The organism is Sphingobium sp. (genome assembly GCF_032153725.1).
Taxonomy (GTDB): Bacteria; Pseudomonadota; Alphaproteobacteria; order Sphingomonadales; family Sphingomonadaceae; genus Sphingobium.
Genome location: NZ_JALDYQ010000003.1, coordinates 1 through 15,706 on the forward strand (window position 1 = coordinate 1; position 15,706 = coordinate 15,706).

Here is a 15,706-nt window from a genome sequence, read left to right on the forward strand (position 1 = left end):
CCACGTGAGCGAGCGTCATCTGTGGACGCCCCTTCGGATGCAAGCGGAAAATCGGGGTACATTGCATGTAGTCGGATGCTGCCATCTGTCCGGCCTCAGTGTGCAGCGCTGGGGCTGCGGGCCAGTATGGGAGTTCGCGGACCGGATCCATTTCAGCTAAGCGCGCTTGGCTAGCGCTCTGCCGTTCACTGGTTCTTCCTGCCCCGTCTCGCCGACCGTTGTGCCATACCCTCCTTCGACCGCCTACTTCCCCGACGCCTCTGGCTTCGACCTCGGCTTATGCCGCGACCGCTGCCGGAGCCCTGTAATCCTCGTTTTTCGTCAGCAGTGCCCAGACCATGCGCGCCATCTTGTTGGCAAGGGCAACCGACACCAGCATGCGCGGCTTGCGGGCGAGCATCTGCTCCAGCCATGAACCCGCCGGTGCACCACGGCGACACGCCTGTCGCACCATAGAACTGCCGCCGATGATCAGCAGCCGCCTGATGGTGCGCTCGCCCATCTTCGATATGCTGCCAAGCCGCTGCTTGCCGCCCGTGGAATGCTGTCTTGGTGCGAGCCCGAGCCAGGCCGCGAAGTCGCGGCTCTTGCGGAAGGTCTCAACCGGCGGGGCAAGCGCGAGGATCGCGGTTGCTGCGATGGGCCCAATGCCTGGGATGGTCATCAGTCGGCGGGCTGCCTCATCTTCCTTGGACCGCCTGGCAATTTCACGGTCAAGCGTGGCGATGCGACCGTCGAGCTCAGCCAGCAGGTCGATCATGAGCCTGAACATCGGAAGCGCCGCTTCCGGCAGACTTGAGGTCATCTCATCCTCGTCGATCAGGTCTGCGAGCATCGTCATGTGCGCCTTTCCGCGCGGTGCCACCCAGCCATACTCCGCCAAGTGGCCGCGGATCGCGTTGACGAGCTGGGTACGCTGGCGCACGGCCAGGTCACGGGTACGGAACACCAGCCCCGCCGCCTGCTGCGCCTCGGTTTTTACTGCCACGAAGCGCATGCCGGGACGCTGTGCGGCCTCGCAGATCGCTTCCGCATCGATCGCATCATTCTTGTGCCGCTTCACGAATGGCTTGACGTAAGCTGGTGGGATTAGCCGCACGGCATGGCCCATCGCCTGTAGCTCGCGAGCCCAGTGATGCGCTCCGCCGCAGGCCTCCAATGCAACAGCGCACCTTGGTTGGGCCGCGAAAAAATCCAGCAGCTTGCCTCGCGTCAGCCTTCTGCTGAACACCATGGCACCGCGCTCGTCCGCGCCGTACGCATGAAAAACACGCTTAGCGATATCCAGACCGATTGTGGTAACTTCCGACACGGACGCCTCCTTCAGTGGTGTTCAACACCTCCACTTTGGCACATCGATGCCGTCGGGGGGCGTCCACCCCATCAGCTAACAGGTCGGCGCAGTGGCGAAGTCTATCTCGATAAGCCAGCCCTTCGCTGAATACTTGCGTGGCGGGGCGGTGTCATGCGTACCGCTCCGCCACTCATCCCCTTAAGCAGTCAGTATTCCCAGTTGGATGGCGCCCACCGAAAAACATCGCCGTCGATCGCCACCCGGCCAACGGATGGGAACGACAAGTGCGTGGCCAACAGCGGGTCGCCGGTCGCCGCCAGCTCGCGCAAGAGACGCATCCGGACGCGAACCGCCTCCTCGGGGTCGTGGTCGAAAGCGTTGTACCAATCGGGGCGGTCGAAATGATCCGGGAACACTGCATCGCCAAGGAACGTCATGCGATCGTCGCCGGATGCCAGTCGAACTATGCTGTGCCCCGGGGTGTGGCCGCCAGTGCGAGAAACGACCACGCCCGGCGCCACCTCATACTCCTCCTCAAACGGTCGCAATTGGCTGCGGTACGCGTCCAGGAAACGCCCGGCGACCGACCGGATCATATCGGGCATCGGCGGCGGCATGGCGGTGCGGGAGAAATCCGGCGATTTCCAGAACTCGACCTCGGCTGCCGCCAGGTGGACCGGCACGTCCGGCCGCAGCCGGCCCATCAGCCCGTCGGCGAGTAGCCCGCCAACGTGATCAATGTGCAAGTGGGTAAGCACCACGTCAGTCAGGGATGCGGGATCGATGCCGGCGGCGTCGAGGCGCTTGGCTAACCGTCCGGCCGGCAATTCCGGGTACTCACCTCCTATGCCAGCGTCGATCAGTATCGTCCGGTCACCGCTACGCACCACGACCACGTTCAGCGCCCATGTGAACACGTCCGGCGGCAGAAGCCTGTCCTCAAGCCAGGTCGCCAGGGCGGCCGGGTCGGCGTTGGTGGCCAAAGTCGCGGCCGGCAGGGGAAGCACGCCATCGCTGATCACCAGAATGTCGATGTCGCCCACCCGCAGCGCGTAGCGCGACGGAACCAGATCGTCAGGTTCCGGTGCACCCAGATGCGAGGCCTTGTCCAATCTCATGCTGTGCAGATTCATGTCTACCTCCTGAAGGTTGCTCCTCTAGTAGCGAGATCATGATCGCGCGGTTTGCCGGGCCGCCGATATCGTGCAGCCAGCTAGGTCCTGCCACCCAAGAAGCAGATGGACCTGCACTTTGAGATAGGATCACCAATCTGTCCCAGGCATGTACATCGAAACGCTGAATGATCGGGCGAAAAATGTTCACCGCAAACGAACGACAGCAGCTAATATGAGTCGCACGAGCGCGTACCGGCTTGATGGAGGCGAACCGGTAGGCCTTTTCCATCAAAACCGCCTTCGGTGATCGGTAGTTCTGTCATGACGACTCCCCCCGTCGAAAGCGGATCCCCACTGGTCGTGATCGTTGACGACGACGCAGAGGTTCGCACTTCGATCGAGGAACTGATGCTATCCGTGGGAATCGACGCGGCCGGTTTCGGTTCGACACGGGAGCTTATGGAAACGGCGCTTCCCGAACGGCCAGGTTGCCTGGTGCTCGATGTCCGCATGCCCGGATGGAGCGGTCTGGACCTCCAGCAGCATCTGGCGTCGATCGGTAACGCCAAGCCGATCGTCTTCCTAACCGGCCACGGCGATATCCCGATGTCGGTCCAGGCAATGAAGGCAGGCGCCGTCGATTTCCTCACCAAGCCGTTTCGCGACCAGAATTTGCTCGATGCCGTGACCGCTGCGATTGAACGGGATCTTGCGCAGCGCGCGCAGGCGCAGATCGTACAGAAGCATGTGGATCACTATGCGACGCTGACGCCACGCGAACGCCAGGTCCTCTCCGCGGTGGCGATGGGGAAGCTGAACAAACAGATCGCCTATGACCTCGGCATCAGCGAGGTCACGGTGAAGCTCCATCGCAGCAGCGTGATGAAGAAGATGGAAGCGGCCTCGATTGGCAAACTGATCCGCGCCTGGGAAGCACTTCCGACCGAGGTGCGTAACCAGGCCACCTAGACCATCGTATGGGTTACAAACCGCCTTGAAAAGCTCGACATTGGGTCGGCGGATACAGTCAGCTTTGAAAAGGCCCTACTTTGTCGGATACTCCCATTATTGCGATTGTGGACGATGACGAGGCTATGCGTGAGGCGCTGCTCGATCTGCTGGACGTAGCCGGCTTTTCGGCACGGGCTTTTGACGGCGCTGACGCCTTTCTGGCGGAATATGTAGCCACGCCTTTCGATCTGCTCGTCACCGACATCAGAATGCCCGGCATCGACGGTATCGAGTTGCAGACGAGGCTGCGCGCGCTGGGTTCCTCTATCCCGGTAATTTTCGTCACCTCGGCATCGGACGCACCGACGCTGGCTCGGGCACGCGAGGGAGGCGCATTTGCCTATCTGACCAAGCCGATCAGCGACGAATGCCTCTTGCATCAGATACACGCAGCGCTCGGCCGCGATGATGACTGAGGCGGCCAACATCCCGACGCCTGGGGCCTCCATGGCCTGGTGGGAGTTCGACATGTCAGCGGTTCGCGCGCTGATCGAGGCCCTGCCCGCAGAAGAACCAATCGAGCGGGAACTGGCGGAACAATTGATCGCGGGAATCCGCGTGCACGACGTCAACGCTGTCGCAGCCTATCTCGTCGGCCCCTTTGGCGGCCGCGACGCGATGGTCGGCGAATCCGTCGGCCGGTTCTGGCCGACCGAAAGCCAGGCGGTGCTCGCCGAACTGCTCGTCGCCCTGGTGAACGACCAACCGGAGCATCGCCCGCGCTCGCATGGGATCACCTCGCTGATGCTGTCGGACGCCGGAATGACCGTCCGGCTCAAGCCGGATGTGACCGACATCGTCGAAGTCACCGTCCGCGGCATCATCCACGACCACCGCTCGCGCTGGTCTCTCAGGGCCAGCGAGGAGCGATACCAGCGCCTCATCCAACACCTGCCCTACGCCTTGGTGCAGGTCGACGCGACGCCAATGGATCCGGTCTTTGCGGCGCTCCGCCGCGACGGAGTCACCGACATTGCGAGTTATCTCGCCGCTAATCCGGCGCTGGTCCAGCAGGCCCGCAAAATCGTGAGTGTGACCGGCGCCAACCGCGACGCAGTCAAGCTGTTCGCCGCCCCGGACACCGAAGCTCTGATCGGTCCGATCGGCTACCTGTTCGCAGCCTCCCCGACCACCCCGCACCGATTGACCATTGCCCATTTCGAGGGCCGGCGCAGCTATTCCGAATTGATGAAGCTGCAAAGGTTCGACGGCGAAGTCCGTGACGTCCAGCTTTCGGCGACCTTTCCGACCGCGCCGGAGCGGCTCGACGTGACCTTGCTCAGCTTCGAGGACGTGACCGACCGGCTGAGCACTGAAACGCAACTGCGCCGGCTGCAGGCCGATCACGCCCGGGCGGCCCGGATCTCGACCCTGGGCGAACTCGCGACCTCGATCGCGCATGAGGTCAACCAACCGCTTTCCGCCATCGTCACCAATGCCGAGACGAGCCTGCGCTGGCTGTCGCGCGACGATCCCAACCTGCCGAAAATCGAACAGTTGACCAGGCGGATCGCGGACAGCGCCCACCGCGCCCATGAAATCGTCCAGCGCATCCGTGCCATGGCGGTGCGGCACGCGCCCGAACGCCTGCCCGTCGACATCAACGAGGTGATCGACGAAGCGCTTCTGTTCACTCGCCATGATATCGACAGCCGCTCGATCACGCTGCTGGTCGAGCGCGAACCCTGCCTTCCGCTGCTTGGCGACAAGGTTCAGCTGCAGCAGGTGATCGTCAACCTGCTGCTCAACAGCATTCAGGCAATCGCTCAGGCCGGTCCGAAGGGCCGGATCGAACTACGGACCCGCGCCGACGGTCATGAGGCTTTCGTGATATCGATCCGCGACAATGGACCAGGCATTGCGCCGGAGAATCTCGATCGGGTGTTCGAGGGATTCTTCACCACCAAGGACGATGGGATTGGCATCGGCCTTGCGATCTGCCAGTCGCTCATCATCGCCCATGGCGGCAGCATCACCGCATCCAACCATTCGGACGGCGGCGCATTATTCCAGTTCTCCCTTCCGGCCGCGGCCGAGACCTGACGCCCGCTTATCTGCAGCTTACACGCGCTCCGGCCCGTCCCCCATCAACGTCCGCTCGATACGCCTGTCGGGGATCAGCCAGGTTGCAGCGGTTCCTGCGAAGAAGGCGATTCCGACCCATGGCGCAATCAGCCAGGCACTCCCGATCCCAAGCAGGTATAGCGGAGCCGAAGCTTTTCCCTTCAGATCCAGGCCGATCGCGCGCGCAAGGGCGCTGTCCTTGCCGTTCACCGCGATGATGCAACGTTGCAGGACGAGATAAGCGAGCGCGCAGCACAGCAGGTTTATGCCGTAAAGCACCGTCGGCCATCGCCCGAAATCGTTCTCACCCATCCATCCGGTCGTGAAGGGCAACAGCGAAAGCCAGAACAGCAGGTGCAAATTGGCCCACAATACGCTGCCGGCAACCTTTCCACTCGCCTGCAGCATGTGATGATGGTTGTTCCAGTAGATCCCGACATAAATGAAACTGAGGACATAACTGAAGAATATCGGCCAGAGCGCCAGCAGCGCATTCAGACTGGCATCGCCATGCGGCACCTTCAGTTCCAGCACCATGATGGTGATGATGATCGCGAGCACGCCGTCGCTGAACGCCTCAAGCCGGTTCGTTCCCATTGCTCGCCTCTTTTCCCTGTGGCGTCGAGATCCCGAACCGAATGTGGCGGCAATGGCGCAGCGCCGATAGCTGCCCGATGGCGGGTGTCGGCCCAACCCTAAGGATAGGGTCAGCCGCCGTTTGGCGAACATTGCGTATCCGTCCGCACGATACCTCCACCTGTCGAACTGCGCGATCTTCAGGCCGTCACCAACCAGCCGGAGCGCCGAACACGCGATGGCCAGAAACGAGGTGAAGCATGAAGATCGTAGTCATCGGCGGAACCGGCCTGATCGGGTCGAAGGTCGTGGAGAAGCTCAGGCAGAAGGGTCACGAAGCGATCGCGGCGGCCCCCAACACGGGCGTCAATACCATCACCGGCGAGGGGCTGGCCGAAGCACTGGCCGGCGCAGAGGTGGTCGTTGACGTCGCGAACTCACCGTCCTTCGAGGACCAGGCCGCGCTGGATTTTTTCCAGACCGCCGGTCGCAATCTCACCGCGGCCGAAGTCGCCGCCGGTGTACGGCGCCATGTCGCGCTTTCAGTGGTCGGCACCGAGCGGCTGCAGGACAGCGGCTATTTCCGCGCGAAGCTGGCCCAGGAAACGCTGATCAAGGCTTCACCCGTTCCCTATACGCTGGTGCACGCGACGCAGTTCTTCGAATTCATCCGCGCCATCGCGCAGTCCGCGACCGAGGGTCAGTCGGTGCGCCTGTCGCATTCGCTGTTCCAGCCGATGGCGGCCGAGGACGTCGCGACCGCCGTTGCCGAGGCGGCGCTGAGCGCACCCGTCAACGGCACGATCGAAATCGCCGGGCCTCAGCCCTTCCATATCGACGAGCTCGTCGGCGAGGTCCTGAAGTTCGACAAGGATCCCCGGACCGTGACCGTCGATCCCGATGCGCGCTATTTCGGGGTCAAGCTGGATGACCGGTCGCTTGTTCCAGGGCCCAATCCCCATCTCGGCTCGACACGGTTCGACTGGTGGATCGCCCACGTTCCGCCTCCACCGCAGCGCTGATTGAACCGAACGGCACCGGAGACGGAAATATGGCAAGGAAGCTCATTCTCGGAACCGCAGTCACGCTGGGCCTCCTGGCCGAAGCAAATGGCATGTTCATGCTCATCTCGCCGGCGAACTGGTACTTCGCCGTGCCCGGCGTCACCACAACCGGACCGTTCAACCAGCACTTCTTGCGCGACATCGGCCTCATCTTCCTGTTCATCGGAACCGCGTTCCTGATCGGCGCCGCGCGTCCGCAGCATCGCCTCGCGCTCTGGGCCGCGGCCACGCTCTGGCTCTGGGGCCACGCCCTGTTCCACTTCTGGGAAGTCGCGGTGGGCATTTGCGGACCATCCGCACTCGTCCGCGACTTCGCAGCCGTCACGCTGCCGGCGATCGTCGGCACCGTCCTGACGTTGTGGGCCTGCCGGCGTCCGCGCGTCCCATCGGAAGCCTAGCCGGCACGATCCCCGTCAACGCCCCCAAAGGAGAAACTCCATGACCCCCCGCATGAATATCTTTCAGACCGCTTCCGAAGGCACCAAGGCCCTGGTCGCGGTGGAAACCATCATCGACAAGAGCGGCCTCGAGCATGCACTGCTCGAACTGGTGCGCCTGCGCGCTTCGCAGATCAACGGCTGCGCCTTCTGCATTCACATGCACGTCAAGGAGGCGGTGAAGCATGGCGAAAACGAAATGCGCCTTCATCTGCTCGACGCGTGGCACCATTCGCCCGCGTTCAGCGACCGCGAACGGGCTGCGCTCGGCTGGACCGAGGCACTCACCAACATTGCCCAAACCGGTGCGCCCGATGCGGACTACGAGCTCCTGAAAGAGCAGTTCGACGAGACCGAGATCGCCAATCTCACGCTGGTGATCGGCACGATCAACCTCTGGAACCGCGTGCAGGTCGGCCTGCGCGCCGTCCATCCGGTCGAGGCACGGGCGGCCGTCGCCGCCTGAGGTCACCTGTCTGTGAGGTTGCTCCGTCCCTGACGGCGCCGCTTCCCCTCTATCGGAGGTCGTCATTGCTAAAGTTCATCTCCAGAGACGCCATGAGGCGCGTCAGCAGGAAGAAGCTGCTCGGTGCGCTGCTTTGTCTCGCGGCCCTGCTTCTTCTGGTCGCCGCCTGGGCCTGGGCCGGATCGAACGGCGCGGCATCGACGGACAACGCCTATGTGCGGGGCGATATCACCTCGCTGGCGCCGAAGGTCGGCGGATATGTGACGTCGGTCGAGGTACAGGACAACCAGGCCGTGCGGGCGGGCGACGTGCTGTTCCGCATCGACGATCGCGACTATCGCGCGAGGCTGGCCCAGGCCGAGGCCAATGTGAGTGCCGCGCAGGCGCGTCTCGCGAGCACCGCGTCGGAAATCGGGCTCCAGCGCACATTGGTGCGGCAGGCGGAAGCGCAGCGTCGCGCCGCCTTCGCCGACCAGATTCTGGCACGCAAGACCAGCGAGCGGCGGCGTGAACTCGTCGAAGGCGGCGGCGTCAGCCGGGCCTTGGTGGACGAAAGCGATGCCGGCCGAGCCCGCACCGAAGCAGGCGCATCGGCTTCGTCAGCAACGGTCGAGGCGCAACGGCAAAAGATCGGCGTTCTCGGCACGCAACGTGAAGCCGCCGTGGCTGCCCTGGCGCAGGCCGAAGCCGCGCGCGACCTTGCCCGGATCGATCTGGAGAACACGGTGGTGCGGGCGCCCATCTCCGGCGTCGTCGGCAACCGTCAAGTTCGTGTGGGCCGGCTGGTCGCTCCGGGCGCGCAATTGCTCGATATCGTTCCGGTCGCCGATCTGTTCGTCGTTGCGAACTTCAAGGAAACGCAACTTGCGCGCATCCGCCCCGGCCAGCCGGCCCGCATCAGGGTCGATGGCTATCCCGATGTAGCCCTCGACGGGGTAGTCGACAGCTTCGCCCCGGGCAGCGGCTCGGCGTTCAGCCTGATTCCCGTAGACAACGCGACCGGAAACTTCGTGCGAGTGGTGCAACGCGTTCCCGTCAGGATACGTCTCCGGCGCAATCCGCTGGTGGGCCATCTCGTCCCTGGGCTGTCCGCACGGGTCGAGATCGAACGGGACAGCGGATCGTGACCGCCGCAGTCGCCACGCCTGTCAGCGGTAATGCGCGCGCTTTCGGCTGGTTGCCCGTCGGCGGCATCGTCCTCGCGAGCCTGACCGAGGCGATTGCGAGCACGGTCCTGTCGCTCGGCCGGGGCGACATCATGGGCGATAGTTACGCCACGCCCGACGAGTTCGCCTGGCTCGACGTCTGTTACACAACACTGAAGCTGATCGGCTTTGCCTTCACGCCCTGGCTGCTGACGCGGGTTCCGCCGCGAACGGCCCTCCTGGCGGCGACACTGGCGATGGGCGCGGCTTGCGGCGCCGCTGCGGTCACGAGCCGGCTCGATGTCCTGATTGTCCTGCGCGCCGTGCAGGGCTTGGCCGGAGCCATTTTGCTGGTCAGCGGGCAGGCCATCCTCTTCTGGTCCTATCCGCCGTCCCGCCAGCCCCTGCTGCAGGCCATTTTCGCAATGGGCTCGGTGGTCGCTCCCGCCACGATCGCGCCGGCGCTGCAGGGCTGGCTGCTCGACAGCCAATCCTGGACCTGGATCTTCTTCGCTGTCCTACCCGTCTCGCTCGCGGCGGCCGGACTCCTGCTGATGGACGATACGCTTCCGCCGCTTCCGAGCGAGGCTCGACCTTTCGACTGGCCGGGGTTCGCGCTGCTCGGCACGGCGCTGTTTAGTGCCGCCTATGTCCTGAGCCAAGGCAGTCGATGGGACTGGTTCGAGGCCAGCCGGATCGTCTGGCTGAGCCTGGTTGCAGGCGTGAGCCTCGTCCTGTTCGTGATCCGCCAGCGAATGGCGGCGCCTCGTGCCCTGTTCGATCTGACGGTGTTTAAAAGCGACGACTTCACCTTCGCCTTCGCGGTCAGCTTCATCGCCGGCATCGCGCTGTTCGGCAGCGCGTTCCTGATCCCGGCGTTCGCCGTTTCGGTTCTCGGCTTCACGCCGACCGATGCCGGGCTACTCCTGCTGCCGAGCGGGGTCCTGTTCATCGGCTCATTGCTGCTCGCCGCTTTCCTGATGCAGGCGCGGCAGATGCCCCCGATCGCGACCGTTCCGTTCGGCATCGTGATGATCATGGCCGCGATGTGGATGCTGTCCTGGTCGAGCGGGGAGAGCGGCACCGGCGATATGATGCCCGCGCTCCTCTTGCGCGGACTGGGGCTCGGTTTTCTCTTCCTGTCGATCACCCTGATCGCGTTCATGCGGCTAACCTCGGCCAACCTCGCTTTCGGCATCGCCATCTTCAACATCGGCCGGCAACTCGGCGGGCAGATGGGCGTGGCAGGTCTACAGACCATCATCGATCACCAGATGGTCATCAACCAGACCGTACTGAGCGCCACGCTCGCCACCGGATCGCCCGCCATCGCCGAGCGGCTGGCCGCAACCACGGCTCTCCTCGTGGGAAGAGGCATAGACGCCGGAAGCGCAGCGAAAGTCGCGGCGAGTATGCTCGGCCGCGCGGTTTATGGCCAGGCGACCGTGATCGCGTTCGATACCGCGTTCAGCATCGTCGCTCTGCTCTTCGTCGTCGCCGCGCCGATGCTGGTCGGCTTCAAGATCGCGCTCGCTCGCATGGCCAAGCGGCGCGAGGCCGCCAATGCAAGGGCAGCATCATGACGACCAAAGCCTTTCTCCTCGTTCTGCCGCTCGCCCTCGGCCTGCCGGGCTGCACGGTCGGTCCCGATTATCGCCCTCCGGCTGCATCCGCGGGCGAGACCTGGATCGCACCGGTCAGCACCGCTGAAGTCGATGCCGCCTGGTGGACCAGGTTCGGGGATCCCCTGCTCACCGAACTGGTGGCGTCGGCCATCACCGGCAACAAGGATCTGGAGGAAGCCACGGCGCGGCTGCGCGAGGCCCGCGCCAATCGCGACGCTGTCCTGGGCGGGCGGGCTCCGCAGATAGCAGCCTCGGCCGCCGCGACACGCAACCGGCTGAGCGAGAACGGCCTGCTTCCCGTCGGCCGCGTGCCCGGCCTGGGTCCGGATGTCGATATCTACGATGCCGGATTCGATGCGTCCTGGGAGATCGATCTCTGGGGACACATGAGGCGAGCGACCGAGGGCGCGCAAGCCCGCGCGCAGTCGGCGGAAGAAGCGCGCCGCGCGGTCGTCATCCAGGTCATTGCCGAGGTCGTGCGCACCTATATCGACCTGCGCGCGGCGCAAAACCTGCGGGCGAACGCCATCGCCGATACGAATGCCCAGCAGGAGATCGCTCGCGTCGTCGCCGACCGCCTGCGCGTTGGACTGGCGTCCCGTCTCGACCTCGTGCGTGCGCAGGCGCAGGCTCGTACAACCGCTGCGACGATTCCCGGATATGAGGGCGATGCGGCGGCTGCGGCATTTCGCCTGGCGCTACTGCTCGGCAAACGCCCGGAAGAGCTCTACGATCGGCTTCGGCAACCGGGTTCGCTGCCTCAGGCCAATTTCGAGGTCAGCGCGGGTCTTCGCTCGGACCTGCTGCGCCGGCGCCCCGACATTCGCCAGGCCGAACGCGATCTTGCCGCATCGACCGCCGATATCGGCGTCGCCACGGCCGAGCTGTTCCCGCGCATCTCCCTGCTCGGCGGTATCGGCTTGCAGGCACGTGAACCGGGCGACCTGTTCTCGACAGGTAGCCTGCGTTTCCAGTTCGGGCCGGCGCTGCGCTGGCCGATCTTCTCTGGCGGGCGCATACGAGCCCAGATCCGGGCGGCAGACGCCCGATCCGATGCGGCCATGGCCCGTTACGAACGCGCGGTTCTGGGCGCACTTTCCGATAGCGAGACGGCGATCAACAGATACGCCTCCGCCGGCCGCACGAGGGCAGAGCGCGAAGGAGCGCGGGCGACGGCGGACGAAGCAGTAAGCTTGGCGACGCGAAAGTACCGGGCGGGCGAGGACGACTTGACCGCGCTGCTGCAGGCGCAGATATCGTTCAGCGCCGCCGATCGCCTGAACATTCAGGCTGTTGTTGCGGAATTACAGCAGGTGACGACGCTCTACAAGGCATTGGGCGGCGGCTGGGAAACTCTCGAAGGGTCCAGCCCCAACTGAGCACGAGTGTCTTCGACATTAGCGGCCATGATTTCCATCGGCAGCAATAAGGGTGCATTAATATGAACGAATGCCCGCTTTCGGAAATTCACTTTCCGGCAGGGAAGGACCGCTATGTTGGCGGTTCCGGCCTTTGTAGCGTCAATCACGTCCCGAAAGCGCTCAAGATTGCTTCCGCATTTTCGGCCGCAAAGGCACCGTTCCGACCCCGACGAAGCGTGTCGACGTTAACCGGAATTCACTGGGAACAGCCGATCGCGCGCAAGTGGATCAGCTGAGATTGTGCTGGAAGCAACTTTGACGAGTTGGTAGAATGGGCGAATGCCCGTCACCACGGTTGCCATGCTCACCGCAGGCGGCCTCGCGCCATGCCTTGCCTCCGCTGTCGGCGGCTTGGTCGAGCGGTACACAGAGGTCGCACCGGACGTGCGGATCATCGCTTACCGCAATGGGTATGCCGGCCTGCTCACCGGCGATTCCGTAGAAGTGACCGACGAGGTACGGGCGACCGCCGGACGGCTGCACGCATTTGGGGGCAGCCCGATCGGCAACAGCCGGGTCAAGCTCACCAATATCGATGACTGCGTCAAGCGAGGTCTCGTTCAGCCTGGGCAGGATCCCCTGCGCGTGGCTGCCGAGCAGCTAAGCCGCGACGGTGTAGACGTCCTGCACACGATCGGCGGCGACGCCGATCTCGCGGCGTACCTGCGCAGCAACGGCTACCAGCTCACGGTGGTCGGGCTGCCCAAGACCATCGACAACGACATTGTGCCGATCCGGCAGTCGCTCGGCGCGTGGACCGCCGCCGAGCAAGGCGCCCTGTACGCCCGTAACGTTATCGCCGAGCACTCATCGAACCCGCGAATGCTCGTCGTCCACGAAGTGATGGGCCGCAACTGTGGGTGGCTCGCTGCGGCCACCGCGCTTGCGCACCACAAGTGGGTCCAGGGCGCCCAGTTCGCAGAGTGGCTGGAGAACTCGGCCGCCCGCTGGGACGTCCACGCCGTCTTCGTGCCGGAGCGGCCGATCGACATCGTCGAGGAGGCGAAGCGGCTACGGCCGATCATGGATGAGCAGGATGGCGTAAACCTCTTCATCTCGGAAGGCGCAGGCGTTCGTGAGATCGTCGCCGCGATGGAGGAAGCGGGCGAGGACGTGCCGCGCGACCCGTTCGGCCATGTCCATCTCGACAAGATCAACCCGGGCCAGTGGTTTGCCAAGCAGTTCGCCGCGAAGCTCGGCGCCGACAAGGTGCTGGTTCAGAAGAGCGGCTACTTCTCGCGCTCCGCCGCGGCGAACGGCGCCGACCTCGCACTGATCCGGGACTGCACGACATACGCGGTGGACGCGGCGCTACGGGGTGAGTCCGGGGTGGTGGGCCACGACGAGGAGCGGGGTGGCGAGTTTCGGGCGATCGAGTTCGAGCGGATCGCGGGCGGGAAGGCGTTCGACGTGTCGGTGCCATGGTTCACCGACCTGCTGCGCGACCTAGGCCAGGCCTGGCCAGAGGCAGTTCGCGCCCTACTCCTGGTGTCCGCTTGACCCGACGAGATTGAAGTTCCGCGCCGTCGGGGCGCCGTCTGGAAGTGGTCATTTCTTCTAATCTGAATAAACGGCAGCTTTCCGAAATCGGCAAACGCCCCTCGAACGTCAGAAATGTCTTCGTTTGCAGTCGCTTGGGGCCCGGAAAGCGGCGTGGTTCAAGTCAGGTGTCGGGCAATTTATAATCCCGATATTGCTCCCGCAGCGCTGTCTTGAGCAATTTGCCCGTGCCCGTATGTGGAAGCGTATCAACGAACAGGATGGCATCGGGCAACCACCATTTGGCAACCTTGGTGCTCAGATAGGTGCGGACTTCCTCCTCGTCGACTTCGGAACCGACCTTACGAACCACAAGCAGCAACGGCCGCTCGTCCCATTTGGGATGTGACACCCCGATCGCCGCAGCCTCGGCAACACCCGCGCAGCCGATCGCGGCATTCTCGAGATCGACCGAGCTGATCCACTCGCCGCCCGACTTGATCACATCCTTGGCGCGGTCGGTGAGCTGGAGCATTCCGTCAGGGTGCAGAACGGCGACATCTCCCGTATCGAACCAGCCGTCCGGATCGGTGCAGACGCCCTTCTCGTCTTGGAAGTAGCGATCGACCGTCCAGGGTCCGCGCACCTGGAGCCGGCCTGAAGCCCTGCCGTCGCGCGGCAACTCCCGTCCTCCCTCGTCCACCACCCGAAGCTCGACGCCGAAGGGTGTGCGACCCTGCTTGGTGACGAAATCCAGCCGTGCCTCGCGGTCGCGCTCGTCCCAATCCGCCGGCAGCGCGCAGACCGTGCCGATCGGCGAGAGCTCGGTCATGCCCCAGAGATGGGCGAACTGGATGTTCCGGTCGAGATATTCAGCGATCATCGCGCGCGGCGCGGCCGATCCGCCACAGGAAATCATCGCGAGCTTGCCGAAATCCCCGCCTTCGCGTTCGATATGTTGGAGCATCGCAAGCCAGATAGTCGGCACCGCGCAACTATGGGTGACAGCCTCCTCTATCATCAGCCGATGGAGGACGGACGGATCATTGACCATCGACAGGACAAGCTTGGCGCCAACCGAAGCGGCCGCGAAGGGAAGGCCCCAGGCGTTGGCGTGAAACATCGGCGTGATCGGAAAAGTCACCGTGCGCGCCGAGAAGTTGAAGACATCAGGCTGAACCTGTCCCATCATATGGAGCAGGGTCGAGCGGTGCTCGTAGAGTACGCCCTTCGGATTGCCCGTCGTCCCACTCGTGTAACAAAGCATCGCGGGCGCGCGCTCGTCACCTTCAACCCAGCGATAATCGCCATCCTCGGCCACGAGCAGCGCATTGAACGCATCGTCGAGCGGAATATAATGCTCAATGCTCGCAAGCCGAGGCTTCAGCCGCTCGACCAGCGGCGCGAAGGCCGGGTCATAGAGCAGGACACGATCCTCGGCATGGTTGGCGATATAGGCGAGCTGATCGTCGAACAGGCGCGGGTTGATCGTGTGCAACACGCCGCCCATCCCGATCGTCCCGAACCAGGCGATCAGATGGCGTAGATGGTTGGTCGCGAGCGTCGCCACGCGATCACCGGGCCGGATACCCAGCCGCTCCAGTGCCTGGGCAAAGCGCCTCGCATCCGCCACCGCCTCGGCCCAGTTGCTCCGCCATGTGCCGCCGTCAGCCTGATAGCTGACGATCTCGCGCGTGCCATGTTCGCGCGCCACATGATCGAACAGCCGGCCGAGCCTTAGCGGCCAGTCCTGCATTGCTCCGAACATCCCCGGTCCTCTCCTTTTTCGGCGGGAGTGTAGCGCCATTTTGGTCCCACGGCATCTGCCGCGAGTGAAACGTCCTGATGGAGCGGATGAGGTCATACAACCGTCAGCTAACTCTGGACGCTCCCCGAGATTGCACCTGAACGGACGACGGCTTTCAAGAACCGCTACTCGGGGCCGTAATGGCGCACTTGTTGGCGGCAGGCGTCTGTGCGCAACTGGCTCCTGGGAATGACCACTAACC

At 64.0% G+C, this 15,706-nt stretch carries 14 protein-coding genes; 10 read left to right on the forward strand and 4 right to left on the reverse strand.

From position 1 onward, the window contains the following. Window positions 1–277: 277 nt before the first annotated feature. On the reverse strand, window positions 278–1,312 hold the full coding sequence (locus tag RUH75_RS01740) for an IS110 family transposase (protein ID WP_313801571.1): 1,035 nt from the start codon (window positions 1,310–1,312) through the stop codon (window positions 278–280). Between the two features lie 188 nt (window positions 1,313–1,500). After that, the gene (locus RUH75_RS01745) at window positions 1,501–2,427 is read right to left on the reverse strand and encodes an MBL fold metallo-hydrolase (protein WP_313801573.1); all 927 of its coding nucleotides are present in this window, start codon (window positions 2,425–2,427) and stop codon (window positions 1,501–1,503) included. A 303-nt stretch (window positions 2,428–2,730) separates the two neighbouring features. Between RUH75_RS01745 and RUH75_RS01750 the strand changes: the two genes are divergently transcribed. The 3 genes from RUH75_RS01750 to RUH75_RS01760 all read left to right on the forward strand — a co-directional run bounded on the left by RUH75_RS01750 (window position 2,731) and on the right by RUH75_RS01760 (window position 5,463). Next, window positions 2,731–3,378 (forward strand): response regulator transcription factor, encoded by a 648-nt coding sequence (locus RUH75_RS01750; protein ID WP_313801575.1) that lies wholly within the window; start codon window positions 2,731–2,733, stop codon window positions 3,376–3,378. 107 nt (window positions 3,379–3,485) lie between these two features. Further along, window positions 3,486–3,836 carry a response regulator transcription factor gene (locus RUH75_RS01755; RefSeq protein WP_313801577.1) on the forward strand — a complete coding sequence of 117 codons (351 nt, stop codon included), beginning with the start codon at window positions 3,486–3,488 and terminating at the stop codon, window positions 3,834–3,836. 142 nt (window positions 3,837–3,978) lie between these two features. After that, on the forward strand, window positions 3,979–5,463 hold the full coding sequence (locus tag RUH75_RS01760; RefSeq protein ID WP_313801579.1) for a sensor histidine kinase: 1,485 nt from the start codon (window positions 3,979–3,981) through the stop codon (window positions 5,461–5,463). Between the two features lie 18 nt (window positions 5,464–5,481). Here RUH75_RS01760 and RUH75_RS01765 read toward each other — a convergent pair whose 3' ends face one another. Then, window positions 5,482–6,081 carry a TMEM175 family protein gene (locus RUH75_RS01765; RefSeq protein WP_313801581.1) on the reverse strand — a complete coding sequence of 200 codons (600 nt, stop codon included), beginning with the start codon at window positions 6,079–6,081 and terminating at the stop codon, window positions 5,482–5,484. A 239-nt stretch (window positions 6,082–6,320) separates the two neighbouring features. Between RUH75_RS01765 and RUH75_RS01770 the strand changes: the two genes are divergently transcribed. From RUH75_RS01770 to RUH75_RS01800, 7 genes are all read left to right on the forward strand, one after another. Next, on the forward strand, window positions 6,321–7,082 hold the full coding sequence (locus RUH75_RS01770) for an SDR family oxidoreductase (RefSeq protein ID WP_313801582.1): 762 nt from the start codon (window positions 6,321–6,323) through the stop codon (window positions 7,080–7,082). 29 nt (window positions 7,083–7,111) lie between these two features. Then, window positions 7,112–7,522, forward strand: a complete 411-nt coding sequence (locus RUH75_RS01775; RefSeq protein WP_313801583.1) for a hypothetical protein — start codon at window positions 7,112–7,114, stop codon at window positions 7,520–7,522. 40 nt (window positions 7,523–7,562) lie between these two features. Further along, window positions 7,563–8,027 carry a carboxymuconolactone decarboxylase family protein gene (locus RUH75_RS01780; RefSeq protein WP_313801585.1) on the forward strand — a complete coding sequence of 155 codons (465 nt, stop codon included), beginning with the start codon at window positions 7,563–7,565 and terminating at the stop codon, window positions 8,025–8,027. Between the two features lie 92 nt (window positions 8,028–8,119). Beyond that, window positions 8,120–9,154: an HlyD family secretion protein gene (locus RUH75_RS01785; RefSeq protein WP_313801587.1), complete on the forward strand. Its 1,035-nt coding sequence runs from the start codon at window positions 8,120–8,122 to the stop codon at window positions 9,152–9,154. Then, window positions 9,151–10,755 (forward strand): DHA2 family efflux MFS transporter permease subunit, encoded by a 1,605-nt coding sequence (locus RUH75_RS01790; protein ID WP_313801589.1) that lies wholly within the window; start codon window positions 9,151–9,153, stop codon window positions 10,753–10,755. The genes RUH75_RS01785 and RUH75_RS01790 overlap by 4 nt, the downstream gene beginning before the upstream one ends. Then, window positions 10,752–12,176, forward strand: a complete 1,425-nt coding sequence (locus RUH75_RS01795) for an efflux transporter outer membrane subunit (protein ID WP_313801591.1) — start codon at window positions 10,752–10,754, stop codon at window positions 12,174–12,176. The genes RUH75_RS01790 and RUH75_RS01795 overlap by 4 nt, the downstream gene beginning before the upstream one ends. Before the next feature lie 321 nt (window positions 12,177–12,497). Continuing rightward, the gene (locus RUH75_RS01800) at window positions 12,498–13,718 is read left to right on the forward strand and encodes a pyrophosphate--fructose-6-phosphate 1-phosphotransferase (protein WP_313801593.1); all 1,221 of its coding nucleotides are present in this window, start codon (window positions 12,498–12,500) and stop codon (window positions 13,716–13,718) included. A 163-nt stretch (window positions 13,719–13,881) separates the two neighbouring features. On the opposite strand, the gene RUH75_RS01805 is transcribed toward RUH75_RS01800, so the two are convergent. After that, window positions 13,882–15,465: a long-chain fatty acid--CoA ligase gene (locus RUH75_RS01805; protein WP_313801595.1), complete on the reverse strand. Its 1,584-nt coding sequence runs from the start codon at window positions 15,463–15,465 to the stop codon at window positions 13,882–13,884. Window positions 15,466–15,706: the final 241 nt, after the last annotated feature.

Bases quoted from the DNA above. Each gene is read 5' to 3' on its own strand.
- RUH75_RS01745 (WP_313801573.1), bottom strand. From the start codon at position 2,427: ATGAATCTGCACAGCATGAGATTGGACAAGGCCTCGCATCTGGGTGCA.
- RUH75_RS01750 (WP_313801575.1), top strand. From the start codon at position 2,731: ATGACGACTCCCCCCGTCGAAAGCGGATCCCCACTGGTCGTGATCGTT.
- RUH75_RS01765 (WP_313801581.1), bottom strand. From the start codon at position 6,081: ATGGGAACGAACCGGCTTGAGGCGTTCAGCGACGGCGTGCTCGCGATC.
- RUH75_RS01770 (WP_313801582.1), top strand. From the start codon at position 6,321: ATGAAGATCGTAGTCATCGGCGGAACCGGCCTGATCGGGTCGAAGGTC.
- RUH75_RS01775 (WP_313801583.1), top strand. From the start codon at position 7,112: ATGGCAAGGAAGCTCATTCTCGGAACCGCAGTCACGCTGGGCCTCCTG.
- RUH75_RS01780 (WP_313801585.1), top strand. From the start codon at position 7,563: ATGACCCCCCGCATGAATATCTTTCAGACCGCTTCCGAAGGCACCAAG.
- RUH75_RS01785 (WP_313801587.1), top strand. From the start codon at position 8,120: ATGAGGCGCGTCAGCAGGAAGAAGCTGCTCGGTGCGCTGCTTTGTCTC.
- RUH75_RS01795 (WP_313801591.1), top strand. From the start codon at position 10,752: ATGACGACCAAAGCCTTTCTCCTCGTTCTGCCGCTCGCCCTCGGCCTG.
- RUH75_RS01800 (WP_313801593.1), top strand. From the start codon at position 12,498: ATGCCCGTCACCACGGTTGCCATGCTCACCGCAGGCGGCCTCGCGCCA.
- RUH75_RS01805 (WP_313801595.1), bottom strand. From the start codon at position 15,465: ATGTTCGGAGCAATGCAGGACTGGCCGCTAAGGCTCGGCCGGCTGTTC.